A 21376-nucleotide genomic window follows, 5' to 3' on the forward strand; every position below is an offset into this window, starting at 1 on the left:
GCTAGATGCCCCATCCGCCCAGGACGGACGACGCCACGACGACGAACACCGCCACCGCCGCGACCATCTGGCACAGTGCGAGGGTGGTGCCCGAGGTCTCGAGGTTGCGCTCGTCCCGCCATCGCAGCGTCCTCAGGGTGGCAGGGGCCATGGCAAACGAGAAGAACGCGCCCGCCGCCGCGGCGCCAACACCTCCCAGCGCGAGGCGTCCCAGGTCGGAGTCCATGCCGAACAGGCTCCCGATGACGCCTCCGGCGACAAGGGCGACCAGCCCCGCGAACAGGAGCCCCAGCCCCAATCCCTTGAACGCGAACCCCACCATGGAGGGCGCGTCCTCGTCATCGGGGTCGTACGCTATGAACGAGTTGATGGAGTAGCTCGCCGCGTCGTTGCCTGCGATGACCGCGACGGGCAGCGCAAGGGCGAGCAGTGCCACGCCGATCAGGCCTATGCGGGTCCCGAGCAGAAGGGCCACCGCGACGGTCCCGGCCATCCAGACGAAGAACCAGGCCTCGTTGCGTATGAGCCAGGCCACGTCGTGAGAGCGGCCGCCCTCGCCGCCGTCACTGTGGCCGGCGCCTGCTATCTGCAGGTCCTCCTCGTGCTCCTCCTCGAGGACGTCCAGCGCGTCGTCGACCGTGACGATGCCCAGCAGCCTCCTGTTGTCATCCACGACGGGCATGGCCAGCAGGTTATACTTCGCGATGTCCTTGGCCACGTCCTCCTGGTCGTCATCGGGGCCTGCGGTGATGATCTCCTCGTCGATCGCGATGCTGGCCAGCCGCGCCGTCGGCTCGGCCAGGAGCAGGCTGTTCAGGGTGACGATGCCCGACAACCTCCCCTCCTCGTCCTTGAGGTAGACGTAGTGGACGGTCTCGAAGTCCTCGTCCAGGTTGCGCAGCGCATCGACGGCGTCTGCGGCCGTGCCGCCCTCGGGCAGGGAGAGCGCCTCCGAGGTCATGATGCGCCCCGCGGTGTCCTCCCGATAGCCAAGCAGCTGCCGGATGGCCTTGCGCTCCTGGACGCCCATCAGGCGCAGGAGCTTCTCGGCCTTGTCGTAGTCCAGCTCCGAGACGAGCTCCGCCGCGTCGTCCGGGTCCATCTCGGACAGCATGCGCGATGCGTCGCCCTCGGCCATGTCCCCCACGATCCTCGCCGCCATCGCGTCGTCGTCGAACTCGGCCATGGCCTCGGCGGCCTGCTCGTCGTCCAGCTGGGCGAAGACCTGTCCACGCAGGCGCGGGTCCAGGCGTTCCAGGATGTCGGCGATGTCTGCGGGATGAAGCTCGTCGAGCGTCTTGTGCGAGACCGAGAGCTTCACGTCGGAGAGGTCGCGGTCCAAGAGGTCCATGTAGTTCCAGGCGATGATCTTCTCGGGCAGGGGCTTCCCCAGCGCCTTCGCCGCCCTCAGCACCGCGCGCTCGAACGCGGGGGAGAGCGTGCGGAGTATGCCGCGCACGCCCACCTCGGCGCCCAGAAGGCGCAGCTGGGAGGAGCTGGTGTCAGAGAGCTTGAGGTCGTTCACGCGGACAACGCGCATGCCGCGCGTGTCGACGATCTGCTTGTTGAGCAGGTCGCGTGCGATCAAGACCTCGGTTGGCTGCAGGTACGAGAAGCGTATGTCCGTCTTCACGACCTTGAGGCGCAGCTCGTTCTCGTCGAACGAGTCGACGTACTTGCGCCAGGAAATCATGAACGGGGTCTTGCCGGGCCCCTCGACGGCGAGTGCCGTGACGCGGGGGAAGACCTCACCGGTGGCGATGCCCAGGTCGTTGACGCGACCGATCCTTTCGCCATCCAGGTCGAAGACGGGGTTTCCCAGTATCTGGGACAGGTAGATCATGAGGGCTCCTTAGTTGGTGGTGCCGCCGTGACGTCGCGTGGCGCAACGGCTCGTTCTCCGGCGTCCCTGCGGCGCGGCCAACTAGGGCAGACGCCGAGGGCTCATCGACTGTGAGGTCGGGGTTTCATCAATGACCTTTCTCCTGGACTACGGGATGGCTGGCGTGGCGCGACGCCAGGACCGTGTGTATTGTACACGGGCTGGCGAGACGTGGACCGTCTGGGAATTTAATGTGACGCGAGACGCTGCCTGCGATTTGCGGCCAAGGAGGGCAGTCTAGAATGGCACTGGCAAGACGGGTCGTCCGCAGGGCTAGGGACTGGGCCATCCCCCAGAGAGAAGGCAGAGCATGGACAAGTTCGAACTCATCCTCGACACCGCCGACGTGGAGGGCATCAAGCAGTGCCTCGACATCCTCGACGTCCAGGGCGTTACCACAAACCCCACGATCATCACCAAGTCCGGCAAGCAGCCCGAGCGGGCGATCCAGGACATCATCGATGTCCTGGACGAGGACCAGAAGCTCTTCGTGCAGGTCGTCGCCACCGGCTATGACGACATCATGGAGGAGGCCCGCCACATCGCGTCTCTGCGCGGCGGCAAGAACGTCTACGCCAAGGTCCCCGTCACCCACGCGGGCCTCAAGGCCATCAAGCGGTGCCACGTCGAGGGCATCAAGACCCTGGCAACCGCCATCTACAGTGCCGACGCCGCCTTCATGGCCGCCCACAACGGAGCTGACTACCTGGCGCCCTATGTCAACCGCATGTGCAATTACGGTGACGGTGTCGAGCAGGTCTGCGATCTCATCGACATGCTTGCCGTCCAGGGCTCGACCACCAAGGTCCTCGCCGCCTCCTTCAAGAACGCCGACCAGGTCCACAGACTCGTCCTGAATGGCATCCAAGCCGTCACCATTCCCGTGGACGTGGCCCTCGGCATGGTCGGCCATCCCGGCACCGCCATCGCGGTCGACGAGTTCTCTGCCAACTGGAAGGCTGCCTACGGCCGCGATACCCTGCTGGCCTAGGAGGCAAACGTCAGCCGGCCGGTAGACCTACAGGGACCTGAGCGTCGGGACCCCGATGCGCTGCAGCTGAAGCAGCGTGTCGGGGTCATTCGTGTCTGTGATGATGGCCGAGAAGTCCGTCAGCGACGCAAAGCGGAAACTACCCACGTGACCGAACTTGCCCTCGTCGGCCAGGAGGAACTTGTAGGAGGCGTTGTGGATGACACGCTCCTTGACCGAGCCGGAATCTATGTCGTTGGAGGTCACGGCCCAGCTCGTCAGGTCTATGCCACTGGCGCCTATGAATGCCTTCGAGAAGAGCAGGGGTTCCAGCAGGCTGACCGTCGCCGACCCCACGAAGCCATTGAGCTGCACGTTGAGGTAGCCGCCTGTGCCCAGGGCCGTGACGTTGCGTACGCCCGTGAGCTTGCGGAGCACTTCGATCATGTTGGTGGTCACGATGAGGCGCTTCTCGCCCGTGGCAATGAGGTCGGCCAGCATCGAGTTGGTCCGCGACACGTCGAGGAACACGCTGTCCCCATCGTTGATCTCGAGGTAGGCCCGACGTGCGACGGCCCTTCGTCCGCCGTCGCCTTCGTCATCATCCCCCGTGACGGAGGTCCCCCCGAGTGCGTCGCGGGGGGGACTGGGCTTGGGGGCGCTTCCGATGAGCTCCCCTGTGCCAGGTCTCCCCTGGCCGCCAAGGGATGCGGCACTCGGCGCACCACCGAGCCCCGCGGAACCGATCAGCCCCTCAAGCTCGAGGCGACCCGTGAGGGAGGGAATGAGCTCGCGACCGCGCACCTCTCGGCGCAAGGGGCCTTCGAGACGCGTGGCACCGCCATAGACGCGGGTGCACTTGCCCTCCTTGGCGAGCGCCTGCAGGTCCTTGCGGATGCTGTCAACGCTCACCCCAAAGCGCGTGGCAAGGTCGTCGGTGTCGACACGGCCCTCGAGTTCCAACATTCCCAGGATCTTGTCGCGTCGCTCGCGTCTGAACACCGCCTTCCCCTCTCGGATCTCGCGATGGCATGGTGACCGTGTGGCCCTCCTTGTAAGGAAGGTGTACTAAAAGCGTGCTCATCCCTCCTTTTGTCCACAAGCGATGAACAAATTTCACATTCTTCTTGCAAAACAGGAAAAAACAGGAATAGTATGTGAACATCCTGAGGATGACGAGATGTATGCCATGCAGGATTCGCATGTTTTGTGAAGTGCAGAGGTCCCCATCGTCTCCGGTCCACGGGCCGAGATTACGGTGGGCCTCTAGGAGGGAGGGCGACACGTGGCTACGATGGCAGACATGCTCAAGCGTGAGAACGTCCAGGTTGTCGAAACCTGCGGCGGCTGGGAGGATGCGATCGCCGTTGCCGTGCAGCCGCTGGTTGACGGGGGCTACGTCACGCCCGCCTACGTCGAGGGCATCATCGAGAACACCCACAAGTTTGGCCCCTACTTCGTCCTCGCTCCCGATCTCGCGCTTCTCCATGCCCGTCCTGAGCAGGGTGTCATCAGCCAGCAACTCGCCGTCACCGTCTTGCGCGAGGGCGTCGAGTTCAAGGAGGGCGAGCCCGTTCGCGTGCTTGTGACCCTCGCTGCGGAGAACCCCGACTCGCACATCGACGTCATGCGCGTCCTCGCCACCATGTTCTCCGATCCGAAGAACATCGAGAAGGTCGCCACCGCCTCGACGGCAGACGACATCTTTGGCTTCTTCGTCAGTGGCGGCGCCGAGTAACGACGGCTCGGCGGCGCCGATGGAAGCCACTGGCGCGCGTCCATTCAGGCAAGCACGAAGCAGGTTCGTTTCGATTTGAAGGGGGAAACATGGCAGTACTCGACTTCATAGTCAACATTCTGTCGACGCCGGCTATCCTGGTCGGGCTCCTCGCCCTCATCGGCCTCGCCCTCCAGGGCAAGCCCGTCGAGGACGTCACCAAGGGCACCATCAAGACCATCGTGGGATTCCTGGTCCTGTCGGCCGGTGCTGCGTTCTTGCAGTCCGGCTCCCTGCTCGCGTTTGGCGAGCTGTTCAACTACGCCTTCAACATGCAAGGCGTCGTTCCCAACAACGAGGCCGTCGTCGCCGACGCACTCCAGAACTTCGGCACCAGCTCGGCCATCATCATGGCCCTCGGCATGGCGTTCAACATCGTCCTGGCCCGCTTCTCCCGCATGCCCTACATCTTCCTGACCGGCCACCACACCCTCTACATGGCCTGCATGCTCGCTGTCATCCTCGGCGGTGCCGGCCACCTCGAGGGTGGCGCCCTCTATCTGGCGGGTGGATGCCTCCTCGGCCTGATCATGGTCCTCTCGCCCGCCTACTGTCAGGTCACCTTCCGTAAGGTCACCGGCTCCGACGGCGTTGCCCTGGGCCACTTCGGCGGCATCGGCTACTGGTTTGCCGGCGTCGTGGGCAGGCTCTTCGCCAACGACCCCAAGCGCAGGAGCACGGAGGAGATCTCCTTCCCCAAGCGTCTCGTCTTCCTGCGTGACACCACCGTCTCCATCTCCATCACGATGATGGTCTTCTTCCTCGTCGTCGTAGGAGTCGCCGTTGCCAAGGGCGTCCTGGGCATCGTCCCCGCGGGCACCGATCCCGCCTCCGCCTCCGCTCTCCTCGAGCCCTACGGCCTGACCGTCGCCAACGTGGGCGCACTGCTCAACATCGGCACCGAGACCACGACCAACTGGATCGTCTGGTCCCTCACCGCAGGCATGAGCTTCGCCGGTGGCGTCTACATCATCCTGTCCGGCGTCCGCCTGATCATCGGCGAGATCGTCCCCGCCTTCAAGGGCATCGCCGACAAGCTCGTCCCTGGCGCCAAGCCCGCCTTGGACTGCCCCGTCGCCTTCACCTACGCCCCCAACGCCGTCATCATCGGCTTCCTGAGCTCCTTCGTGGGCGGCATCATGGGCCTTCTCGTCCTCAACGGCATCAACGCCGCCATCCCCGTCGCCCTGATCCTTCCGGGCGTCGTCCCCCACTTCTTCTGCGGCGCCACCGCAGGCGTCTTCGGAAACGCCGAGGGCGGCCTCAAGGGCTGCATCGCCGGTGCCTTCGCGCACGGCCTGCTCATCACCTTCCTGCCCATGATCTGCATGCCCGTCTTCAACGCCCTGGGCTATGTGGGCACGACCTTCTCGGACGCAGACTTCTCCTGGATGGGCATCGTCTTTGGCAACGTCGTCAACTTCGCGCAGGGCGCCCTGCTCGTCGCCATCTGCGTCATCGTCTACATCCTTCCCATCGCCTATAACTTCGTGGCCCCCAAGAAGGAGCAGGCTACGGAGTAGCCATCAGCGTCCGCCTGGCGGTGGGACCGGGGTCGGGGGGTGCGGAATTCGCTCCCCGGCCCGCCTCTTAGGCAGACATTTGTCGTCTAAACGGACTTTTTTGCGCAAGCTATGTTGAACCACCTTCAATACTCGGTGGAGTCAGGTGACCGATGCGCCGTTCGCCTCGGCAAGCTCCTGTAGGCAATAGGTCTGCGACTCCTTGCGGGACGGGACGCATGACATGGCTCCGTCTCGCACGCAGCTGGTCACGCCATCATGTCGTCCTTCCCGGCACCGCTTGGGGGATGCGTTGCCCGCTGCGCGTGTCAGCTTTTTCAGTGCGTCTGCCCTGTGCTATCCCGGTCATCTTCCTGCCGGAAGGCAAAGCGAGTAGACTGGGGGCCGGTCGTTCTCACGCACCGCTCCCCACGGTGGTGTGACCCATAAAAAAGGAGAGCAAGATGGCAATTCGCAAAATCATGTGCGCCTGCGGTTCCGGTCTGGGTTCCTCCCTCATCGTCCACATGAACACGGAGGAGGTCGTGAAGAAGCTCGGCCATCCGGAGATCGAGGTCGACCACACCACCATCTCCGACGTCAACCCCACTGCGGCGGACCTCTTCGTCGTCGGGGCGGACCTGGGTGACTTCATCTCCAACATCCCCGACGAGCAGAAGGTCGTCCTGACCAACATCCTCGACAAGAACGAGCTCGAGCGGAAGATCGCCGCGCATCTGAGCTAGGGTCGCCTCGCCTCGGGGGCCTATCCGCGCCCGAGCCTCTTTCCGTCGAGAAGGGCGCGTCTGCGTGCTCCCTGCCAACTAAGGAGTGAAGCTAGTGGAAGAGAAGGAACTCAGGGGCGTCAAGCTCCTTGCGGCCAAGGTCCGCCGCGACGTGCTTGCGATGCTCCAGCATCGTGGGTATGGCCATGTGGGCGGCTCGCTCTCCCTGGTCGAGGCCTACGCCGTCCTCTATGGCAAGCAGCTGCGCTATGACGCGGCCAACCCCCACTGGGAGGGGCGTGACCGCGTCGTGCTCTCCAAGGGCCATGCCGGGCCCGTCATGTATTCGACGCTCGCCGAGTGCGGCTTCTTTCCCACGGAGTGGCTCATGACGTTGAACGATGGGGGTACCAGGCTGCCGTCCCACACCGACCGCCTGAAGACCCCCGGGGTCGATGCGACCACGGGCTCCCTGGGCCAGGGGACCTCAGAGGCCGCAGGCATCGCGCAGGCCCTTGCCATGAGGGGGTCGACGTCCTACACCTACCTCTTCGTCGGTGATGGCGAGCTCAACGAGGGGCAGTGCTGGGAGGCATTCCAGTTCATCGCCGCCAAGCGCCTGAGCCGCTGCATCGTCCTCATCGACGACAACAAGAAGCAGCTGGACGGCACCACCGACGAGGTCATGTACAACTTCGACCTCGCAAAGAAGATGGAGGCCTTCGGATTTAGCACGCAGGTGGTCGACGGGCAGGACATCCGCGCCATCGACGCCGCCATCGACGCCGCCAAGCGGAACACGGAGACTGTCAACTGCATCGTGCTCGACACCACCAAGGGCGCGGGCGTCCCCTACTTCGAGCAAGCCGTCTCGAACCACTCCATGAAGTGGAACAACGATGAGATCAACCAGGCGACCGCCGAGGCGATCGCCCGACTCAACGACGAGATCGAGAGGGGTGAGGCGTAATGTTCAAGCTCGCCGAGGACTGGGGCGCCGCCGGCAGGCCCTATCGCGATGCCGTCGTCGACACCCTGATCGACATGATGACAGGCGACGCGTCCATCGTCATGCTCGAGGCCGACCTAGGCGGCGCCTCGGGCACCCTCAAGATCCAGAAGGCGCTGCCCTCGCAGTTCATCGAGTGCGGCATCTCCGAGGCCAACATGATGGGCGTCGCAGCAGGCATGAGCTCCGAGGGCTTCATCCCCTTCGTCCACACCTTCGGGCCGTTCGCCACCCGTCGTGCCTTCGACCAGGTCTACCTGTCCGGTGCCTACGCCCACAACACCCTGAACATCTGGGGCTCCGACCCTGGCTTTACGGTGGGGGCCAACGGGGGCACCCACACCACCTGGGAGGACGTCGCGCTCATGCGGACCATCCCCGACGCCGTCGTCGTGGACGGGGCGGACCCCGTCCAGACCGAGTGGGTCGTCCGCGAGTTCTCCAAGTCCAGGGGCATCCACTACCTGCGCTGCGGTCGTAAGGCGTCCTACAAGGTCTACGAGGAGGGCTCGACCTTCGAGCTGGGCAAGGGCAACGTCATCCGTCGCGGCACGGACGTGCTGATCGTGACCGCAGGCCAGCTTGTCAAGGATGCGCTCGATAGTGCCGACGGCCTCGAGGGGCAGGGCATCTCCGCCGAGGTCATTGACATGTTCTGCATCAAGCCGCTCGACGTCGATCTGCTCGTGTCGGAGTCTGCCGGCAAGCGTGCCGTCGTCACCTTCGAGAACCACGGCGTCATTGGTGGTCTGGGAGACGCCTGCGCGTCCGCTCTCATGGAGGCCGGCGTCGCCGTGCCCTTCAAACGCCATGGCGTCGTGGAGTCCTTCGGCCAGGTCGGTACCGCCGATTGGCTGCAAGCCACCTTCAAGCTCACCGCAGCGGATCTCGAGGAGACCGTGAAGTCCCTTCTCGACTAGAGTTACTCCCACATGGGGCCGCTCCCACATGGGACCGCTCCCACACACCACACCGAGGGGCTTGTCGCCCGGAAGGACGGGGTCATGAGGCTCAACCAGTACATGGACCACACGCTGCTCAAGCAGGACGCAACCAAGTCGCAGCTCGACAGGCTGTGTGACGAGGCCGCCGAGCACGGCTTCAAGACCGTCTCCATCAACTCATGCTGGACCAGGCACTGCGCCGAGCGGCTGGCTGGCACGGGCGTGGGCATCACGAGCTGCATCTCGTTCCCCTTGGGCGCCTGCTCCACGGCTGCCAAGGCCGCCGAGGCCAGGCAGGCGGTGGCAGACGGCACCACCGAGATCGACATGGTCCTCAACGTGGGGCGTCTTGTCTCTGGCGATGACGACTACTGCACGGAGGACATCCGTGGGGTGGTCGAGGCGGCGGACGGCCGTCCCGTCAAAGTGATCCTCGAGGTGTGTCTGCTTGATGACGAGCAGATCGTCCGCGCCTGCAAGTGCGCCGTGGCGGCAGGCGCCGCGTTCGTGAAGACCTCCACGGGCTTCTCGACCGGCGGGGCCACCATCCATGCGGTCAAGCTCATGCGCCAGACCGTGGGCGACGCCTGCCAGATCAAGGCTGCGGGTGGCATTCACACCAAGGAAGAGGCGCTTGCGATGATCGAGGCGGGTGCCGACCGCATCGGAGCCTCCGCCTCCATCGCCATCTGCGAGGGGTAGCATGCGGCTACAGGGCCCGTCTGTGCCACTGGATCCGGGCCCTCCTGGCCTAGAATGACCCCGGACGATAGGGAGGCGGCTGTGATTGCGCATGCCGCTGCGCGCCTGTGGGGAGGGCTGTCCTTTGCACGTGGGAGTCGACAAGAGACGGGTCCTGAAGGTCGCAGGGTGGGCTGCGGGATCGGTCCTGCTGGTGGCCGTGGTCGCGGCCAACGTCGCGGCCGTGATGTTCGGCGAGACGCTCGAGTCGTTTTTGAGCACCGACAAGATCGACGTCACGGATACGGAGCGCCAAGCCCAGCTTGCGCGTGACGCAGCGCTGGCAGGTGAGGTCGAAGGCGGGGGGCTCGTTCTTCTCCAGAACCGCAATGCGATCCTGCCCCTGGCGAAGGACGTGACGAAGGTCAACGTCTTCGGATGGGGCTCGACACAATGGGTGACGAGCGGCTCGGGTTCGGGAGGCGTCGCGGGTGAGAGCGCAGGCATCCTGGACGCGCTGACCAGTCGTGGCATCCAGTACAACGAGGGACTTGCCCAGATGTACCGCGACTTTCAGGCCGACAGGCCATGGAGGGACGCGGGTACGTTGAACTCGCGCGCGACGGAGTTCTGCCGTCTGTACGATCCGGACATCTCCGACGAGGGCTACTACTCCCAGCAGCTGCTTGACAGTGCCAGGGACTACTCCGACACGGCGATCGTGGTGCTGTCGCGCATGGCGGGCGAGAGCATCGACTGCCCCCGCGAACAGCTGCGCGTCCGTACGAAGGGGGCCTCGCCGGAGTGCGCGATGGGCCGCAGCTACCTGGAGCCCTCTCCCGAGGAGGAACGTCTCGTCAGGTACGTTGCCGCGAACTACCAAAACGTGATCGTGCTGGTGAACTCGACCAACGCCATGGAGCTGGGCATCGTCGAGGACGTCGAGGGGGTCGACGCCTGCCTGCTCTGTGGTGCCACGGGCACCGACTCCGCCGGGGCGGTGGTGGATGCGCTCTGGGGTGACGTGAACCCATCGGGGCGCACGACCGACACCTATGCCTACGATTTCAGCACCAATGCGAGCTATGCCAACGCTGGCGCGGAGGGGGAGGGCTGCTACGTTGGCTCGCGCGGGCTCTACCCGGCAGACGGTACTCCCGACACGAACGAGGGCGTCGCCGCAACGTACGACACGGTCCGCTTCGTCGACTATGTCGAGGGAGTCTATCTGGGATATCGCTGGTATGAGACGGCTGATGCCGAGGGATACTGGGACGACGTCTCCAACCGCCATGGCATGGGGTATGCCGCCGTGGTGCAGTACCCGTTTGGCTATGGCCTCAGCTACACGGCATTCGATTGGAAGATCGTCTCGCGCAGGCCACGCCGTGGCAGTAACCTGGCAGACGATGACACCGTCACGACGACGGTGCGCGTGACCAACGTCGGGCCTGTTGCGGGCAAGGACGTGGTGGAGCTCTATGCGACGCCTCCCTACATCGCAGGTGGCATCGAAAAGCCCTCTACCGAGCTTGTGGCCTTCGCGAAGACCGACTTGCTGCAGCCGGGAGAGTCACAGGACGTGGTGCTCAGCTTCACGACGCGCGACCTGGCAAGCTACGACTGCTACGACGCCAACCACAACGGCTTTGCGGGCTACGAGGTCGAGCGTGGCGACTACCAGGTCGAGCTCAAGCGCGATGCCCACACCCTGGATGACTGCGCCCATGCGAGCGCCACCTATCATGTGGACCATGACATTTGCTACGAGACTGACGCCACAACCGGGGCTGCGGTCACCAACCGCTTTACGGGAGACGTCGCGGAGGCCGGCATCTCGATCGACGGGGTGACGACGGGCGCGGGCATCCGCTACCTCACACGCGCCGACTTCAAGGGAAGCTTCCCCCAGACGCGCGACGTGGACCGTCCCATGTCCAACGCCGTTCAGATCTTCAACCGCTATGACGCGGGCCTCGCCACCGCCCAGGATGCCGCCGCGAGTCGCGGGGCGTCCGTGGGTTCGGAAGCATCGGGGCCCGATGACGTGACTCGCGAGGGTGATGCGTCGCCCACGGCCGACGCCGACGAGGCCGCTCCCGCCGCGTCAGGCCTCGCATCGGCATATGCCCTCACGTCGAACGGGGCACTCACGCCCCTGGGTCGCGAACTGGGAGAAGACTACAACGACCCGCGCTGGTCACCCCTCCTCGATCGCCTGGGCCAAAGCGAGATGGAAAGGTTCGTGCTGCATGGGTACTCCAACTCAGGAGCACTCGAGGGGGTTTCGAAGCCGCGTACCAAGGACCTGGACGGGTCGTCTCAGGCGGCGTCGTTCAATCAGCTGAGATACGGGACGGGCTTCCCCAGCCCCACGGTCCTGGCCCAGACATGGGACACCCAGCTTGCCCGTCGCTATGGGAGGGCCGTGGGCATGGAGTGCGCCATGCTCGGCATCGACGGTTGGTACGCGCCGGCATGCAACCTGCATCGCTCGCCGGTGGGCGGGCGCAACTACGAGTACTACTCGGAGGACCCGCTCGTCTCGGGTGAGATGGCCGCACAGACCATCCTGGGATCGAAGGAGACGGGCACCTTCTGCTACCTCAAGCACATGGTGCTCAACGAGCAGGACTCCTACCGGGACTCGCTCTACACCTGGCTGACCGAGCAGTCCCTGCGGGAGCTGTACCTCGAGCCGTTCCGCATTGCCGTAGAGGAGGGGGGCGCCACGGGAATGATGAGCTCATACAACCGCATCGGCGCCATCTGGACCGGTGGCAGCAGGGCGCTGCTCACGGAGGTGCTGCGCGGCGAGTGGGGCTTCCGGGGTTCGGTCATCACAGACTACAGCGACCATCACAGCTACATGAACGCAGACGAGATGCTGCGTGCGGGAGGCAGCCTCTACATGGATGGCGTGTTCCGCGACGGCTCGTTCCGCTTCGGGACCGATTCGCCCAACTTCCGCGCCTGCCTGCGCCGCGCCACCAAGGATGTCATCTACGCCTGGCTCAATGCCCGTGCGGCAAACCTTGCCTACAACGATGCGGCCCTGCAGGCGGGCACGGCCACGATCGACCGACCCCTCAAGCACCGGGGCGTCTCGCCGGTGCTCGTGGGCATATCCGTGGTAGATGCGGTTGCGGCGCTGTGCGTTGCCGTCAAGGCCCACAGGGTGCTCAGGAGACGCGCACGGAAGAAGGGGCACGCAGGAGAGTGACCCGCGTGCCCCAGGGATGCCCGAAGCGATCAGCCGTCGCGCGATGGGAACGGCTAGAACTTGACCTGAGGAGCCTGTCGTGCGGCGGCATCCTCGATCTCGAAGCCCCTGCGCACGGTGAACTTTGATCCCGCGACGATGTTGCCGGGGAAGGTCTCGATCGCGTTGTTGTACCCCAGCACGCAGTCGTTGAAGCTCTGGCGAGCGTAGCTGATCTTGTCCTCGGTGTCCGTGAGGTCTCCCTGGAGCTGCTGAAAGCCAGCGTTTGCCTTGAGGTCGGGATAGGCCTCGGCAACGGCAAACAGGTGGCCCAGGGTCTGGCTCAGCTGGTTGGAGGCCGCCATCTTGGCCTCGGGCGTGGTTGCGGCGTTGACTGCGGCGCGGGCGCTGGTGACGGCCTCGAGGGTCTGGGACTCGTGGGCGGCGTAGCCCTTCACGGTCTCCACCAGGTTGGGGATGAGGTCGTTTCGACGCTGCAGCTGCGCGTCTATGGTCTGCCAGGCGTTGTCGCAGCGGTTGTCCTTGGCGACGATGCCGTTGTAGATCGAGACGAACCACACGCCAAGTACGACGACGAGGGCAATGACGAGGATGACGAGAGCCATGTCCGGTCCCTTCTTTGCGGGGCGGGCCCTATGCCAGCCCGGAACGTTCGCGTTGCAAAGCTTGGGAGAAGTATACCCGTACGCGCCAGGCGGATACTCGTTCGTCGCATGGCGTGATGGGCGGACGGGAGCCCGAGCGGGCGGAGGAGGAGGGATTCGAACCCTCGGTGCGGGATTGCCGCACGACGGTTTTCAAGACCGCTGCATTCAACCACTCTGCCACTCCTCCGTGGCCGGGCGGATATATCCTACCTCATACAAGCAGGCATGCGACACGGAAAGGCCTTGCATGGACGAGCGAGACGACACCCCCACGGTCGAGGATGAGCGCTTCATGGGACTTGCCCTGGAGGAGGCATGCATTGCTGCCACGGAGGACGAGGTTCCCATTGGGGCGGTCGTCGTGTGTGGCGGTGAGGTGATCGCGCGCGCACACAACCGCCGCGAGACGGACGGGGACCCCTCCGCCCATGCCGAGTTCTCCGCCATGGTCCAGGCCGCGCGCGCCCTGGGGCGCTGGCGTCTGACGGGTTGTACCGTCTATGTGACGTTGGAGCCCTGCCTCATGTGCGCGGGCCTCATGGTGAACGCCCGCGTGGACCGCTGCGTCTATGGGGCCGCAGACCCAAAGGGCGGTGCCGTGGGCACGCTCTACGACGTGAGTGATGACGCTCGCCTCAACCACTCCTTCCCCGTGACCGCAGGTGTGTTGGAGGATGAGTGCGCCCAGATCCTGCGTGACTTCTTCCGCGTACGGCGCAAGGCGAGGGAAGCGAGGTAGCCAACCCCCTGCCGCCCCGGGGCCCAAAGCGACCGTTTACCGTCGAGGGGGCGTAGTGGCCGACAAGTTCTTCCAAGGAGGGTTGTGTGAGAGGCAGGGACTGCCTATAGTACATAAATGTACGGACATTAGGACATACGGACATTTATCGCTTTTGGTGCCGCTAGCCTCAGCGTGCTTGGACACAGGAAGGAAGTTAGATGTATACGACGCTTCAGAACGTTCTTGCGGAGGCTGATCAGCTCAACATGGCTGTCGGCGCGTTCAACACGCACAACCTCGAGATGGTCCAGGCCATCGCCAAGGCGGCAGGCAACCAGAAGACGCCAGTCATCATCCAGACATCCGAGGGCACGGCGAAGTACGTCGGCATGAGGACTCTCGTTGCCGTGGTCAAGTCACTCGCCGAAGCGCTCGGCGTTGATATGGTCCTCCACCTTGACCATGCGAAGAGTTGGGACAACATCCGCGAGGCCGTTGACGCGGGCTACACCTCAGTCATGTTCGACGGCTCCGCACTCCCATTCAAAGACAACATCCTCGGGACAAGGCGCGTTGTCGAGTATGCGCATGCCGCCGGCGCGTCTGTCGAGGCAGAGCTTGGAACTGTTGGCGGCACTGAGGACGGCCTTGTCGTCAATCCAGATGCAGCCAAGCTGACCGATCCGGATGATGCGGTCGAATTTATCGAGAGGACCGGCATTGATGCGCTGGCTGTGGCAATCGGCACCAACCATGGCCAGTACAAGTCGAAGACAAGCATCAACCTCGACGTCCTTGAGTCGATCCATCAGGTTGCAACCAAGCCGCTCGTCATTCACGGAGGTACCGGCGTGTCTGACGCCGACGTCCACAAGGTCATCGACCGCGGCATCAGAAAGTTCAATGTCGGCACCGAGCTTCTTGTCCAGTGGAATCGCAAATCCAAGGAGCTCTATGAGGCCCACAAGGAAAATGTCTCTAACCGCGACAATGTCGTACCGGCACTCGAAGTGGTGCAGGGCATTGTCGAACGGAAGATCAGCCTCTTCAAGAACATCAGGTAGCGGCCGCGTCCCGTCGGGGGGATTTGGAAGGGGGGGGAAGGTGAGCATCTGCTGCATCGGGCAGTCTGCCTACGACATTACGGGACGCGTGGACGGGGACCTTCGTCCTGATACAAAGTATCGCATGGAACACCATACAGAGTCTCCCGGCGGTCCGGCCTTGAATGGTGCGTGCGTCTGCGGCCTTTGGGGTGCCGACGTCTCCCTCGTGTCCCGCATCGGCAAAGACGCGTATGGCGCGCGGATAACGGAGTCCCTTGGACGCTACGGCGTTAAGACCGAGCTCATGATCGTGGACCCAGAGGCGAGAACGTCACTCAGCCTCATCGTGACGAATGGAGCGACGGGTGGAAGGACCATATTCAACTTCCCCTCGCCCCATGGGCCTGTTGCTCGGATGGCGCTACCGGACGACGCCCCGTCAGTCATGCTGCACGACGGGCATGAGCCAGAGGCTAGCCTCGAATACATGCACGCCTTCCCAGGCGCACTGAACGTCATCGATGCCGGAACCTGTCGCGAAAGCACGCTATTGGTCGCGCGCCTGGCCGACTACCTCATTGCGTCGCAATCCTTCGCGACCCAGTATCTTGGGCATGGCCTGACATTGGAAAACGATGCCCGGCTTGCAGCCGAGCTCGTGGAATTGCGCGAGATAAATGGAAGGCGGGTGGCTGTAACCCTTGGAGAGTTAGGGTCCGTTTACCTCGGGGAAGATGGCCTGGTGCGCATGCCTGCATTCAAGACGCGAGTCTGCGACAGCACGGCTGCGGGCGATATCTTTCATGGGGCGTTCACCTTTGGCGTCCATGCGGGTCTTTCCATGCGTGACAGCATGGTTTTGGCAACGATGGCGTCATCCGTTTCCGTTTCACGGTCTGGGAGCCAGACGTCAATCCCATCTTTGCCAGAAGTGCGCGAGCAGCTCCTGTCCAAGGGGATCGCCATTGGCTTGGGGAGAGGTGGTGAGTCATGACGCGTCACGTGAGCAACGGGACAGAAGACACGCCCTTGCCTAACAACCTCTCTCGTGAACAGCTGTATTACCAGCTGTATAACATCGTCTTCCAAGACATCACCAATGGGGTCTATGAGGTCGGCGACCTGATCCCCTCGGAGACCGAGTACATGCAGAAGTTCTCGGTCAGCAGGGCGACCGTCCGTAAGGCAATGGAGATGCTCGTCAATAACGGCCTTATCGTCCGCCGCCGCGGCTGTGGCTCGGAGGTCGTCTCTGCAAAGCCTGCGACTGCGCTCCGTAGCGTGGAGTCGTGCATTAAACGGCTTACATCCGACCACGTGATTCCCATCAAGTGCGTTGTCTCTGCGGAAATGACCACGGCTGGGAAGGATGTCGCGGATGCGCTGAACGTTCGGACGGGCTCTTCGGTATACCGTCTCGAAAGGGTGCGTTGCGCAGGGGAGACCGCCTATTATCGCGAGACGATCTTCCTTGCCGACGACTATGCGCCCGCCATCCTCGAGCACGACTTCTCCAGGGAGTCCCTCCGTGCCTATTACTCCAATGTCTTGCACGTTAGCTGGGCTCGCGCAAACCAGCAGGTTTTTGCGGTCCCCGCCGATGGGGACACGGCGCGGCTTCTGGGCATTGAGCCAGGCGTTCCGGTGCTTCTGCTAAGACGAACCTCATTCGATGAGTCGGGCATTCCCCGTGAGTACCTGGTCGCCTCGTACAGGACTGATCATTACTACCTCGATATGACCTTAGAGGCATAGCGCGAGCGGGCTCTGGGGCCCTCAGGTCTCCGATTCAACATTTTCTCAGGGGGGAATATGGCAGAGGAAGCAAGTGTCACCGACCTTCTCAGGCCCGAGAACATACAGGTTGTCGATAGCGTTGCAAACTGGGAAGACGCCATTCGCATCTCGTTGAAGCCCCTAATCGAAGGGGGATATGCAGAACCGAGATATGCAGACAACATAATCGCAGACACCAGGGAACTCGGCCCCTATTACGTCCTTACCGAGGATGTGGCGCTCATACACGCCCGCCCCGAGGAGGGTGCCATCAAGAAGCAGATGGCAGTCACCTTAGTGCATCGGCCCGTCACTTTCCCAGAGGGCTCCTTCCCTGTCAGGCTGCTGTTCGCCCTGTCGGCAGAAGACTCCCACTCGCATATAGAAGTCATCAAGATGCTTGCCAGCATCTGCATGGAGGAGTCTCGGGTGGAAGACCTAGCAACATGCGAGACCCCAGAAGAGATTTATCGCCTGCTTACCGCTGTGGCCGGCGGGTAGCGAGGCGGACTTCGAGCGACGTCTGATGGCAATGTAGACATGTGAGAGGAGGTATAGAGGATGATAAAGATAACTGCGGTCTGTGGAGCTGGCCTCGGGAGCAGCCTTGCGTGCCAGATGGCAATCGATGCCGCCTGCAAGGCCATGGGTGTGGAAGCGAAGGTGAACCATACCGACACCACCTCGATCGGCGCCCTTGCAAGCACGACGGATGTCGTCTGCGCCGGGGCGAACTTCAAAAAGCTGATTGAGAAGAAGAGCCTTCCGTGCCCCGTCATCTACCTCGACCGCTTGGTCGACAAGAAGGAGATAACGGCGAAGCTCACACCGGTTCTCCAGGAAATGGGAGTCCTTGAATAGGGTCCTATAGCCAACTCCAAACACGCCCAGCCTCACATGCCTTTAGGGGGAAACATGGTCGTTCTCCAATGGATCATCGACAACATTCTGACGCAGGCCGCCATCATCATCGCGCTCATCGCGTTCCTTGGCCTGGCACTCCAAAAGAAGCCGGCCGGGGAGGTGTTCTCCGGTACCTTGAAGACAATGTTCGGCTTCATGATCCTCTCTGCTGGTTCGTCCATCCTGCAGGGGTCCTTGAAGTACTTTGGGGCCTTGTTTAACTCAGCGTTTAACCTCGGCTCGTCAGGCGGTGCCGTCGTCGCGTCGATCGAGGGCATCAACGGTCAGGCCATGACCGATTTGGGACTTGGCTCCGAGATCGCCATAGTCCTCGCCGGCATCTTTGTCGTCAACATCCTGCTTGCGCGCCTCACTAAATTCAAGTATATCTTCCTGACGGGACAGGCCCTGCTCTGGGAGTCAACGCTCGCGGTCGTGTTCTCCTGGTTCCTCGGCCTCAGGGGCCTCCCCCTGATTCTTCTCGCCTCGGTCGTGGGAGGCTGCTTCGCGACCCTCATGCCGGCTATCGCTCAGCCCGTCGTGCGCAAGATCACCGGCTCCGATGACATTGCCTTGGGTCACTTCTGCACCATCGGATACATGGTTGCGGCCGGTGTCTCCAAGCTGGTCGGTAAGGAGGAGGATTCGGCTGAGGACCTCGAGATTCCCGAGAGCCTCGACTTCTTGAACGACACGTACGTCTCTGTCTTCCTGGTAATGATCGTCTTCTACCTTGTCACGGCCATTGTCGCTGGGCCTGACAAGTCGGCTGCAGTTTGTGAGGCGCTCGACATGAGCGCCGATGTCAACTATCTCGTCCAGGCGTTCCTGCAGTGCAGCACCTTCGTCATCGGCCTCTATGTCCTGATGATGGGCGTTCGGCAACTGCTCGATAACATCGTCCCCGCCTTCCAGGGCATCTCTCAGAGGCTCGTTCCTGGCGCCAAGCCCGCCCTCGATTGCCCCGTCCTCTTCCCATATGCCCCCAACTCCGTCATCATGGGCTTCATCTTCACTACCGTCGGTTCGCTCATCGGCATGCTCATCACTCCCGTTACGGGCTATCTCGTCATCCCCGGAGTCATGTCCAACTTCTTTGCCGGAGGCACCTCGGGCATCTTTGCCAACGCCGTCGGCGGCCGTCGCGGCTTGATCATCGGTTGCATCGTTCACGGCATCTTCATCATGATCGTCCCCGCCCTGCTTACCCCCATGCTCGCCCAGATCGGCTTTGTCAATCTGACCTGCACCGACGTCGATACCGTCTTCACCGGCTTCCTGCTTTACGGCGTAAAGCTGCTCTTTGGTGGCTTGATCGGTTAGGGCGCACTGCCCTCTATGGCTGGCGCCCGCCTGGGGTTGGTGCCAGCCATCTCTTTTCCGATCTCCTCGTCCTATTGCCATGGTGAATATAAAACCTCTCCATATTGGAGGATGCCGCAATGTTCAGCCCATTTAAGAGGAAGGCAAGGAAAACGGCCCCAGAGAAGTCCGAGCAGGAGACGCGGACGAGCAACGAGGGTCTCATTGCCCAGGCCGAAGCCTTGCAGGAAGAGATTGATTCCGCTGACGGCGTGGAGCGATCCGATCTGCTCGACCAGCAGGGCGGCCTTTACCAGAGGGCGGGAGCGACCGACAGGGCGATCGCCTCCTTCGAGGCGAGCATCGAAACCACCAGGCGCATGGGAATGGCATACCGGGGCCTGACAACCCTATACAGCCGCAAGCGTTCGGAAGCGGCTGCCGCGGGCGACGACGCCACAATGCGGGAGTCGTTCGACAAGCTTCAGGCGCTGATGCAGAGCTCGAAGGACATGCTTCGCGGAAAATAGGGCAAAGGCAGGGAGGTGAAGGTCGTAAACATGGGGAAGACGCTCGTTCTTCTTGCCGGCTATCCCGCGACAGGCAAGTCCACTTTCTGTGCCCACCTGCTCAAGCGTCATCCGGGGATTCCGGTCGTCGCCCCGGACGACGTCAAGGAAGAGCTGTGGGACGAGGTGGGTTTCGACACCGCAGCGGAGAAGGACCGCCTCGAACTTCGTGTATGGGAAATCTATTACGCACGCATGGAGCAGCATATGAGACTGGGCGGGCCAATCGTGACGGACTATCCGTTCAGCGGCAAGCAAAGGCCCACACTCTCCTCATTGGTTGAGAGGTACGGCTATCATGCCATCACCGTGCGCTTTGTGGGGGATATCGATAGGATCTACGAGAGGTCCCTCAAGCGCGACCTATCCCAGGCGAGACACCTGGGGCATTTGATGAGTCACTATCACAAAGGCGACTACCTGGCCGATCGCACAAAAGCTGACGCGCTGGTAACGCCTCGGACTCTGCGCGATCGCTGCATTGGCAAGGGGTACGGGCTCTTTCAAATGGGGGATCTCATCGAGGTGGATGCGACGGACATCTCCGCAATCGACGACCAGAAGGTCATAGACGAGATAGAGAGGCTTGCGGATGCGGACGCCTGCCGCAAAGCCTGAAAAATGCTTGCACGAGTGTGGCACAAACCTCTCCTGACGAGTATCGTTGTCCTATCAAAATTTGTCAGAGGGGAGCTCGTTGCATGGGCAGATGGTTCACCGCCGCCGACATCCGGGAGGCGCGCGAGAGGATACGTGGCCATGTGCGCGTGACACCCCTCGAGGAGTCCATCTACCTCAATGACGACGAACACCACTACTACTTCAAGCTCGAGAGCCAACAACGTGGCAAGAGCTTCAAGATACGTGGCGCGCTGAACACCATGGCCCAGCTGACGCCAGCGGATTGCGAGTTCGGCGTGGGAACCATCTCCACCGGCAATCACGGCGTGGCCGTCTCGATGGCAGCGCATGAACTGGGCATTGACGAGTGCATCGTAGTGGTGCCCTTGGGCACGCCGCGCGCCAAGACCGATCGTATACGCTACTTCGGCGCACGCACCATGAGCTTGGGCAAGGACTACGATGAGGCCCTCACCCTGGGAATCAACTACATCGACCGCACGGGCATGTTCTACGTCGATCCCTTCGAGCACGATGCACGCGTGTACTGCGGCCAGGGAACCATCGGTCTGGAGATCCTGGAGCAGAACCCCGACATCGACACCATCGTGGCGCCCATAGGAGGGGGCGGGCTTGTCTCGGGCATCGCCGTCGCGGCCAAGTCGATCAAGCCCGACGTCCGCATCGTTGGCGTGCAGACTGCGGCGTGCCCCGCGATGGTCGATTCCCTGCATGACGGCATCTGCTACAACCGCTATCCCACCGAGGGAGATACGGTATGCGAGGCCATTGTGGGCGGCATAGGACAGATTGCCTTTGAGACCCTCCCTGGGCTGATCGACGACATCGTGGTAGTGAGCGAGAAGAGCATCCGCGCGGCGTTCAAGTTCATGATCGAACGCGAGCAGTGCTCCGTCGAGGCAGGATCCGCCATGGTCGTCGCTGCCGCGCGCGAGTTCCCCGAGCGCGTTGGTGGCCAGGACGTCGCCCTCGTCATCAGTGGCGGCAACCTGGACGTCGGCATCCTGTCCTCGGTCCTCGAGGAGGACTTCGAGGCATAGGGCCTACGCCGCCGGGC

The 21376-nt window shown here is 62.9% G+C and carries 21 protein-coding genes and 1 tRNA gene; 18 read left to right on the top strand and 4 right to left on the bottom strand.

The genetic code is table 11. The features are described from left to right. Nucleotide 1 precedes the first annotated feature (1 nt). Nucleotides 2–1843 carry a magnesium transporter gene (locus OLSU_RS00280; protein WP_013250937.1) on the bottom strand — a complete coding sequence of 614 codons (1842 nt, stop codon included), beginning with the start codon at nucleotides 1841–1843 and terminating at the stop codon, nucleotides 2–4. A 349-nt stretch (nucleotides 1844–2192) separates the two neighbouring features. Here OLSU_RS00280 and OLSU_RS00285 point away from each other — a divergent pair, with 349 nt between their 5' ends. Continuing rightward, nucleotides 2193–2873 (top strand): transaldolase family protein, encoded by a 681-nt coding sequence (locus OLSU_RS00285; protein ID WP_013250938.1) that lies wholly within the window; start codon nucleotides 2193–2195, stop codon nucleotides 2871–2873. Nucleotides 2874–2900: 27 nt separating this feature from the next. Here OLSU_RS00285 and OLSU_RS00290 read toward each other — a convergent pair whose 3' ends face one another. After that, the gene (locus OLSU_RS00290; RefSeq protein ID WP_013250939.1) at nucleotides 2901–3854 is read right to left on the bottom strand and encodes a DeoR/GlpR family DNA-binding transcription regulator; all 954 of its coding nucleotides are present in this window, start codon (nucleotides 3852–3854) and stop codon (nucleotides 2901–2903) included. A gap of 283 nt (nucleotides 3855–4137) precedes the next feature. Between OLSU_RS00290 and OLSU_RS00295 the strand changes: the two genes are divergently transcribed. The 7 genes from OLSU_RS00295 (at nucleotide 4138) to OLSU_RS00325 (ending at nucleotide 12713) form a co-directional block, all read left to right on the top strand. After that, nucleotides 4138–4590, top strand: coding sequence for a PTS sugar transporter subunit IIA (locus OLSU_RS00295; RefSeq protein ID WP_013250940.1), 453 nt, complete (start codon nucleotides 4138–4140; stop codon nucleotides 4588–4590). Between the two features lie 89 nt (nucleotides 4591–4679). Next, nucleotides 4680–6152 carry a PTS ascorbate transporter subunit IIC gene (locus OLSU_RS00300; RefSeq protein ID WP_013250941.1) on the top strand — a complete coding sequence of 491 codons (1473 nt, stop codon included), beginning with the start codon at nucleotides 4680–4682 and terminating at the stop codon, nucleotides 6150–6152. 443 nt (nucleotides 6153–6595) lie between these two features. After that, nucleotides 6596–6877, top strand: a complete 282-nt coding sequence (locus OLSU_RS00305) for a PTS sugar transporter subunit IIB (protein ID WP_013250942.1) — start codon at nucleotides 6596–6598, stop codon at nucleotides 6875–6877. A gap of 94 nt (nucleotides 6878–6971) precedes the next feature. Further along, a complete protein-coding gene (locus OLSU_RS00310) occupies nucleotides 6972–7826 on the top strand; it encodes a transketolase (protein WP_013250943.1) in 855 nt (284 codons plus the stop codon). After that, entirely contained in the window at nucleotides 7826–8785 is a 960-nt protein-coding gene (locus tag OLSU_RS00315; RefSeq protein WP_013250944.1) for a transketolase family protein, read from the top strand. The genes OLSU_RS00310 and OLSU_RS00315 overlap by 1 nt, the downstream gene beginning before the upstream one ends. Nucleotides 8786–8869: 84 nt before the next feature. After that, nucleotides 8870–9511: a deoxyribose-phosphate aldolase gene (deoC, locus tag OLSU_RS00320; RefSeq protein WP_013250945.1), complete on the top strand. Its 642-nt coding sequence runs from the start codon at nucleotides 8870–8872 to the stop codon at nucleotides 9509–9511. A 130-nt stretch (nucleotides 9512–9641) separates the two neighbouring features. After that, nucleotides 9642–12713, top strand: a complete 3072-nt coding sequence (locus tag OLSU_RS00325) for a glycoside hydrolase family 3 N-terminal domain-containing protein (protein ID WP_236697225.1) — start codon at nucleotides 9642–9644, stop codon at nucleotides 12711–12713. Nucleotides 12714–12766: 53 nt separating this feature from the next. Here the strand turns inward: OLSU_RS00325 and OLSU_RS00330 are convergent, their stop codons facing one another. Beyond that, nucleotides 12767–13318: a LemA family protein gene (locus OLSU_RS00330; protein ID WP_013250947.1), complete on the bottom strand. Its 552-nt coding sequence runs from the start codon at nucleotides 13316–13318 to the stop codon at nucleotides 12767–12769. 141 nt (nucleotides 13319–13459) lie between these two features. Beyond that, nucleotides 13460–13547: transfer RNA gene (locus tag OLSU_RS00335), tRNA-Ser, on the bottom strand. Nucleotides 13548–13607: 60 nt separating this feature from the next. Between OLSU_RS00335 and tadA the strand changes: the two genes are divergently transcribed. The 10 genes from tadA (at nucleotide 13608) to OLSU_RS00385 (ending at nucleotide 21359) form a co-directional block, all read left to right on the top strand. After that, complete coding sequence (gene tadA / locus OLSU_RS00340; RefSeq protein ID WP_013250948.1) at nucleotides 13608–14099, top strand: tRNA adenosine(34) deaminase TadA; 492 nt, start codon at nucleotides 13608–13610, stop codon at nucleotides 14097–14099. A 200-nt stretch (nucleotides 14100–14299) separates the two neighbouring features. After that, nucleotides 14300–15145, top strand: a complete 846-nt coding sequence (locus tag OLSU_RS00345) for a class II fructose-bisphosphate aldolase (RefSeq protein ID WP_013250949.1) — start codon at nucleotides 14300–14302, stop codon at nucleotides 15143–15145. A 40-nt stretch (nucleotides 15146–15185) separates the two neighbouring features. Further along, nucleotides 15186–16121: a carbohydrate kinase family protein gene (locus tag OLSU_RS00350; protein WP_013250950.1), complete on the top strand. Its 936-nt coding sequence runs from the start codon at nucleotides 15186–15188 to the stop codon at nucleotides 16119–16121. Continuing rightward, entirely contained in the window at nucleotides 16118–16882 is a 765-nt protein-coding gene (locus OLSU_RS00355; protein WP_013250951.1) for a GntR family transcriptional regulator, read from the top strand. Before OLSU_RS00350 ends, OLSU_RS00355 begins: the two co-directional genes overlap by 4 nt. Before the next feature lie 57 nt (nucleotides 16883–16939). After that, nucleotides 16940–17404, top strand: coding sequence for a PTS sugar transporter subunit IIA (locus OLSU_RS00360; RefSeq protein ID WP_013250952.1), 465 nt, complete (start codon nucleotides 16940–16942; stop codon nucleotides 17402–17404). A gap of 60 nt (nucleotides 17405–17464) precedes the next feature. After that, nucleotides 17465–17764: a PTS sugar transporter subunit IIB gene (locus OLSU_RS00365; protein WP_013250953.1), complete on the top strand. Its 300-nt coding sequence runs from the start codon at nucleotides 17465–17467 to the stop codon at nucleotides 17762–17764. A gap of 54 nt (nucleotides 17765–17818) precedes the next feature. After that, nucleotides 17819–19129 (top strand): PTS ascorbate transporter subunit IIC, encoded by a 1311-nt coding sequence (locus OLSU_RS00370; RefSeq protein WP_013250954.1) that lies wholly within the window; start codon nucleotides 17819–17821, stop codon nucleotides 19127–19129. A 119-nt stretch (nucleotides 19130–19248) separates the two neighbouring features. Next, the gene (locus tag OLSU_RS00375) at nucleotides 19249–19638 is read left to right on the top strand and encodes a hypothetical protein (protein WP_013250955.1); all 390 of its coding nucleotides are present in this window, start codon (nucleotides 19249–19251) and stop codon (nucleotides 19636–19638) included. Between the two features lie 15 nt (nucleotides 19639–19653). Next, nucleotides 19654–20295 carry an AAA family ATPase gene (locus OLSU_RS00380; protein ID WP_236697226.1) on the top strand — a complete coding sequence of 214 codons (642 nt, stop codon included), beginning with the start codon at nucleotides 19654–19656 and terminating at the stop codon, nucleotides 20293–20295. Between the two features lie 83 nt (nucleotides 20296–20378). Beyond that, nucleotides 20379–21359 carry a threonine ammonia-lyase gene (locus tag OLSU_RS00385; RefSeq protein ID WP_013250957.1) on the top strand — a complete coding sequence of 327 codons (981 nt, stop codon included), beginning with the start codon at nucleotides 20379–20381 and terminating at the stop codon, nucleotides 21357–21359. The last annotated feature ends 17 nt before the right edge of the window (nucleotides 21360–21376 follow it).

Source organism: Olsenella uli DSM 7084, assembly GCF_000143845.1.
Classification (GTDB): Bacteria; Actinomycetota; Coriobacteriia; order Coriobacteriales; family Atopobiaceae; genus Olsenella; species Olsenella uli.